Source organism: Bacteroides sp. An279, from assembly GCF_002159615.1.
In the GTDB taxonomy this organism is placed as follows: Bacteria; Bacteroidota; Bacteroidia; order Bacteroidales; family Bacteroidaceae; genus Phocaeicola; species Phocaeicola intestinalis.
On record NZ_NFJA01000142.1, the window covers coordinates 1 to 5666 of the forward strand.

The 5666-nt window shown below is 45.4% G+C and carries 6 protein-coding genes and 1 pseudogene; 2 read left to right on the plus strand and 5 right to left on the minus strand.

Annotated features, from left to right (window positions below):
• Nucleotides 1–144 precede the first annotated feature (144 nt).
• Nucleotides 145–1902, minus strand: coding sequence for a gamma-glutamyl-gamma-aminobutyrate hydrolase family protein (locus tag B5F78_RS15725; protein WP_022040988.1), 1758 nt, complete (start codon nt 1900–1902; stop codon nt 145–147).
• 81 nt (nt 1903–1983) lie between these two features.
• Between B5F78_RS15725 and B5F78_RS15730 the strand changes: the two genes are divergently transcribed.
• Both B5F78_RS15730 and buk read left to right on the plus strand, forming a co-directional pair.
• Nucleotides 1984–2913, plus strand: a complete 930-nt coding sequence (locus tag B5F78_RS15730; protein WP_087407178.1) for a phosphate acyltransferase — start codon at nt 1984–1986, stop codon at nt 2911–2913.
• On the plus strand, nt 2910–3983 hold the full coding sequence (buk, locus tag B5F78_RS15735) for a butyrate kinase (protein WP_087213275.1): 1074 nt from the start codon (nt 2910–2912) through the stop codon (nt 3981–3983). Before B5F78_RS15730 ends, buk begins: the two co-directional genes overlap by 4 nt.
• Before the next feature lie 151 nt (nt 3984–4134).
• On the opposite strand, the gene B5F78_RS15740 is transcribed toward buk, so the two are convergent.
• The 4 genes and pseudogenes from B5F78_RS15740 to B5F78_RS17660 all read right to left on the minus strand — a co-directional run.
• On the minus strand, nt 4135–4449 hold the full coding sequence (locus B5F78_RS15740) for a DUF4491 family protein (RefSeq protein WP_022040985.1): 315 nt from the start codon (nt 4447–4449) through the stop codon (nt 4135–4137).
• Nucleotides 4449–4916, minus strand: a complete 468-nt coding sequence (locus B5F78_RS15745) for an Lrp/AsnC family transcriptional regulator (protein ID WP_022040984.1) — start codon at nt 4914–4916, stop codon at nt 4449–4451. Before B5F78_RS15745 ends, B5F78_RS15740 begins: the two co-directional genes overlap by 1 nt.
• Before the next feature lie 120 nt (nt 4917–5036).
• Nucleotides 5037–5444, minus strand: coding sequence for a hypothetical protein (locus B5F78_RS15750; RefSeq protein ID WP_022040983.1), 408 nt, complete (start codon nt 5442–5444; stop codon nt 5037–5039).
• Nucleotides 5445–5462: 18 nt separating this feature from the next.
• A pseudogene (locus B5F78_RS17660) lies at nt 5463–5666 on the minus strand (hypothetical protein); the annotation flags it as partial.

The window sequence follows — 5666 nt, forward strand, 5'->3', positions numbered from 1 at the left end:
CTGACGAAGAACAGGAGCGAAAAAGACCAAAAAATCGCCCAAAGCACACACGAAAACGGATACATCAAGCCAAGAAAAACTTTTTGGAGAAATTCAAAACAGCTTCTTAAAACAGAACGATGTAAATCATATCAGTATAAGACACTAAATTTTTTGTACTTGTTGCATTACCCGCAGGAAATTGCCTCCCCAAATCAGTTGGATGTCTTCTTCGCTGTATCGTTCATATAACAATTTGCGGGTAAAGTTTATCAACTCAGACGAGTCGTTGCAACCGATGATACCCCCATCTCCATCAAAATCGGTACCGATGCCTACATGGTCTACTCCTATGAGGTTGACGATGTGATGTAAATGTTCGATTGCATCATCAAGGGTAGCCGGACGGTCTGTACGGAGAAAACCACCATATAGGCAGAGTTGTACCACGCCGTCTTTGCGGGCAATGGCTTTCAGTTGCTCATCGGTCAGATTACGTGGATGGTCACATAGAGCCCGGCTGGAAGAGTGTGAGCAGACTACGGGTTGGCAGCTGATATCCAGTGCATCGTAGAAACTCTGTTCGCCTGCGTGCGATAAGTCGACCAACATACCTACACGGTTCATTTCGTGGATGACCTGTTCGCCGAAATCGCTTACGCCCAGGTTTCCTTCGTTGTATCGTGCTGAACCGCAGATGTCGTTGTTCCCATTGTGACACAAGGTCATGTATACTACTCCTCGTTTGCGGAAACGTTCAATGTTACTTAGGTCTTTTCCGATAGCATATCCGTTTTCGATACCCAGCATAATGGCTTTCTTGCCGGCTTGTTTCAGCCGGTACAGGTCTTTGGGGGTATAGGCAATGTCGATGGCGGTACAATTCATGGCTACCATGTGTTCTATCTCGTTCAATAACTGGTCGGCTTTAGCGGTAGCTGCCAGTAAGGCTTCATCGGTACGTTCTTTCTGCGGGAGGTAGGCTACCATGATGGTGGCATCTTGCCGTCCTTCCGTCATTTTGTGTAAGTCAACCTTTATCTTCGGGTCTCGTGTGGCAAAGTTGATGCCTTGTTCGAAGAACATTGGAGTGTCGCAATGAGAGTCTAGTGTCAATATTCGTTGATGCAGTGCTTTGGCTTGCCGGAAAGAGTCTGCTTCTTGTAAGAGCCAGTTGAAGAGGGGCATCATGCATTCGTCGCCATTCAGGATGAAACATTCGGGGTGCCATTGCACGCCGAGCATTGATTTGCCTTCAGTACTTTCAATGGCTTCGATAATGCCATCGGCGGACGTTGCAGATATGCGGAAGCCAGGAGCTGGTTCTTTTACTGCCTGATGATGGAATGAATTGACAGGCAAAGTGTTCTGCCCCATAATTTTAGCAAGCTGGCTGTCAGTTGCTATCCGGACGGTATGTGAGGCATATGCACGGTCCAGGTCTTGGTTGTGTTTGATGAGTTCGCTTCCGGTCTGTGAATAAATATCTTGGTATAGGCTTCCTCCCAATGCGGCGTTCATTATCTGTATGCCCCTGCAAATACCTAGCATGGGTATTTGGCGATTGGCTGCCAGACGGGCTATCAGTAATTCCTGCTGGTCACGATAAGGATTTATATTGTGTAATTCTTTTACTGGTTCTTCTTTCAGGAATAAAGGATTGATATCTCCTCCTCCACTTAATAAGAGTCCGTCTATATTGTCAAGGAGGTTTATCAAAATGTTATCGTTTTCGAATGGTGGTATAATAAGCGGAACACCTCCGGCTTTCAGAATGGAAGCATAATATCCTGGTGCAAGGCTTAGATTTCCTTCGCTGAAGTTTCCGGTGATGCCAATAACGGGGGCACTATTATGATTGGGGAACCGGCTGTGAAGTGCACGGTATGTGGATTCGATGTCAAATGTTTGAAACGTTTTCATAAGTTAAATCTTTAGTGGAATCAAGGCAAAGATAGGGATAAATTCAGATTTATTTCTCATCTTTGCCAAAAATCTGATGGTATGGAATTGCTTCGAACCCTCTCACAAGTGGTAAACCGTCTGCGTTCGTCGTGCATCCGGCGACGAGTGGCGGTGGTTTGTCCGAATGACCCTCATACGGAATACGTCATTATTCGTAGCTTGCGCGAAGAAATCGCCGAGTTTCTGTTGGTAATCGATTCGGCCCATAAGGATATGGCTTACCAGCTGCGTAGGGCATCTCCCGATTTTGTCAGGATATACGAAGCTTCCACGCCTGATGAAGCTGCGGCTTTGGCAGTGGAATTGGTACGTACAGGCGAGGCTGATATCTTGATGAAAGGTTTGATAAATACTGATAATCTGTTGCGGGCTGTGCTGAAGAAAGAGGTGGGACTGCTTCCTCCGGGCGGTGTGCTGAGCCATGTGGCGGTGGCACAAGTGCCTTTGTATCACAAGTTGCTGTTGTTCTCGGATGCGGCGGTTATCCCTCGTCCCACACTCGAACAGTTTCGTGCAATGATATCATGTGACGTGGCATTGTGTCGTGAACTGGGTAATGAGCAGCCGCGTATCGCCTTGATTCATTGTTCGGAGAAGGTGAATGAGAAGTTTCCTCATACGCTGAGTTATGTTCACTTGAAGGAAGAGGCTCTGCAAGGTCGTTTCGGAAAAGTGTTCATTGACGGTCCGATGGATGCCAAGACGGCTTGTGACAGGCATAGCGGCGAAATCAAGGGATTGTCTTCGCCCGTAGTAGGTAATGCCGATGTGCTGATATTTCCCAATATTGAGGCAGGCAATACTTTTTATAAAACCCTTTCCTTGTTCGGCGATGCCAATATGGCAGGGATGCTTACCGGCACCATAGCTCCGGTAGTAGTGCCTTCGCGCAGCGATTCGGGCAACTCCAAGTTTTATAGCTTGGTGTTGGCATGTCTGGCAGGAAACTTAAATCAAGATACGTTATGAAAATACTGGTTATCAACCCTGGTTCTACTTCTACCAAGCTGGCGGTTTACGAGGATTTGGAACAGGTCTGGCGCGAAAGTGTCTTTCATTCTGCTAAAGAATTGGCAAGGTTTCATCATATCAACGAGCAATATGAGTACCGGCGCATGCATGTGCTTGATGCTCTGCAACGGGCAGGTATACCGATGGCGTTTGATGCCATTATCGGGCGGGGAGGCTTATTGCGTCCTACGCCGGGAGGGGTGTATCAAATTAATGAGCAAATCAAGTACGATTTGTGGCATGCTTCGGTAGAACATGCTTCCAATCTTGCTGCACCGATGGCAGACGAATTTGCCAGTCAGATAGGTTGCCCTTCGTTCATTGCCGATCCGGTAGTGACCGACGAGTTGCGCGATGTGGCACGTTTTTCGGGTATTCCTGAAATTCCCCGCCAGTCTGTTTTTCATGCTTTAAACAGTCGTGCCGTATCTCGCCGGTATGCAGCTTCTATTCAGAAGCATTATGAGGAACTCGATTTGGTGGTAGCTCATTTGGGAGGGGGCATTTCGGTCAGTGCGCATCGTCACGGCAAGGTAGTCGATGTTAACAATGCTTTGGATGGTGAAGGTCCGTTCAGTCCCGAGCGTGCCGGAACTATTCCCGCGCGTCAGTTGGTCGATTTGTGCTTCAGTGGCAAGTACACGCAGAAAGAAATCCATAAGATGCTGAATGGCAGGGGAGGGCTGCTCGCCTATTTAGGTACAACCGATGTACAGACTATTGTGCGTTGGGTGCATGCCGGTAATGTCCGTCATAAGCAGGTACTCGAAGCGATGGTTTATACCGTTGCCAAACAGATCGGGGCAATGCACGTGGCACTTCATGGACATACCGATGCCATTATTTTGACAGGAGGAATAGCCCATAATGCGTATGTGGTTTCTTTGTTGCGCGAATGGATAGAAGGGTTGGCGCGTATCGTAGTAATTCCTGGTGAGGATGAAATGGGAGCTTTGGCGATGAATGCCTTGGGAGTTTTGAAAGGCGAATTGCCTTTACAAAAATATGAAGCGATAGATAACGGCTGATTATAAGTCGCAGTTTACAATTTACGATGTCTGCATTCCATCAATAATATATCTGCATTGGCAAAGTAAGTATCTTTAATCTGGCATATAATTATTGAGGCTAATTGCAGACATTCATATTTGTAAATTGTAAGTTCTAAATGGCAAATACTTATCGGTATTCTTGTTCCCGTTTAGGATTCATTGGAAACCAGCCTTTTAATACACGCTCGCGCTGTTCGAATATCTCTTTAATGCTCCAGAATGAGGAAAAAGCAAATACTCCCAACAGGCTTGCTATCAAGAGGTCGTTTACCAGTACAGAGCCAATGATTCCTGCAATTCCCAACACAAGGAACCACCACCAGCACCTTGTGCCGAAGTAGTATTCGGCTTTGATGACTATAGGATGAAACATCCCAATAATCAGAAACGTACAGATGCCGATGGCGATTCCTCCGATATGATTGGTTATAAGCCAGTCCATCATTTCGAGCCTTTACGGATGGGGATTTCTTTTTTGATGCTTTGCTCCAACGAAATCAGTGTTTCCGTAGCTGTAACTCCGGGGATTTCCTGAATTTTCGAATTCAATAATTCCATGAGGTGCTCGTTGTCGGTAGAATAAAGTTTGGTCAGCATCGTATAAGGCCCCGTGGTGAAGTGGCATTCTACAATTTCGGGAATCTTCTCCAGTTCAGCGACAACACTTTTATACATCGAGCCTTTTTCCAGCTTGATACCTACGTAAGTGCAGGTGCTGTAGCCCAAGCTTTTAGGATTTACGTGGTAACCCGAACCGATGATTACGCCGAGGTCAATAAGTCGTTGTACACGTTGGTGGATAGCGGCGCGTGATACGCCACATTCTGCTGCTACATCTTTAAACGGGATGCGTGCGTTCTGTGAAATGATTTCCAGAATCTGTTTGTCGAGATTATCAATCTTTTCCATAAGAATTAATCAGTCTTGTTTTATCATATTGTAAGCAAATATAGAAAAACTTTTTTAGGAGATTGGTATTTTAAGAGGAAAAAACATATTTTTTTGCTGAAAAAGAATATTTTTAGACTTTCATGGGTTAAGTAAAGCCTTTATATCCTCCATCTTTCGTCTTCTGTCGAATGAAAAAGTGTCGCTATGTGTATCTAAAAAGGTAAGCAGGTCAAGCACTTTTTCCCACAGCATTCTTTGTTGTTCTTTTGACGTTTTGATAGTTGAATCAAAGTAGAGCAGTTCAGCCAACAGTTCGATTCGTTGCATATATTCTTTTTCTGAAAACCGTGCTTGCATATACCCGATGATGATATCGGAACCGGCTTCATAGAAGAAAGCTTCGGGCTGGTGGAAATAGGAGGTGTACATATTGTTTGTTTCCACTTGAATGCTTGTTCCGTCATTTGTGTCTCGTTTTTCTTTCAGCTTTTCGAGTGCTTCGAAAAACTGGCGTATCAGTCGCATGATATAGTCTCTTTCCAACATCTTGATAGGTAATTAAGTCTAAAAAACGGTTTTTGGGCGCAAAGATATAAGGTTTTCTTTAATTCTTGTCAGATTTTGTAGAAGAATGTTGCAAGAAATAGCTGGAAAGTACCTCTGCCGGGGAGACCACTGCTCGTTTTTTATGAACTCAATGATGCGCCATTGCAGCACATCATCCAGCCCCCTGTTGCCGGGCGTATGACACCGGCGGGATTCTGCCAT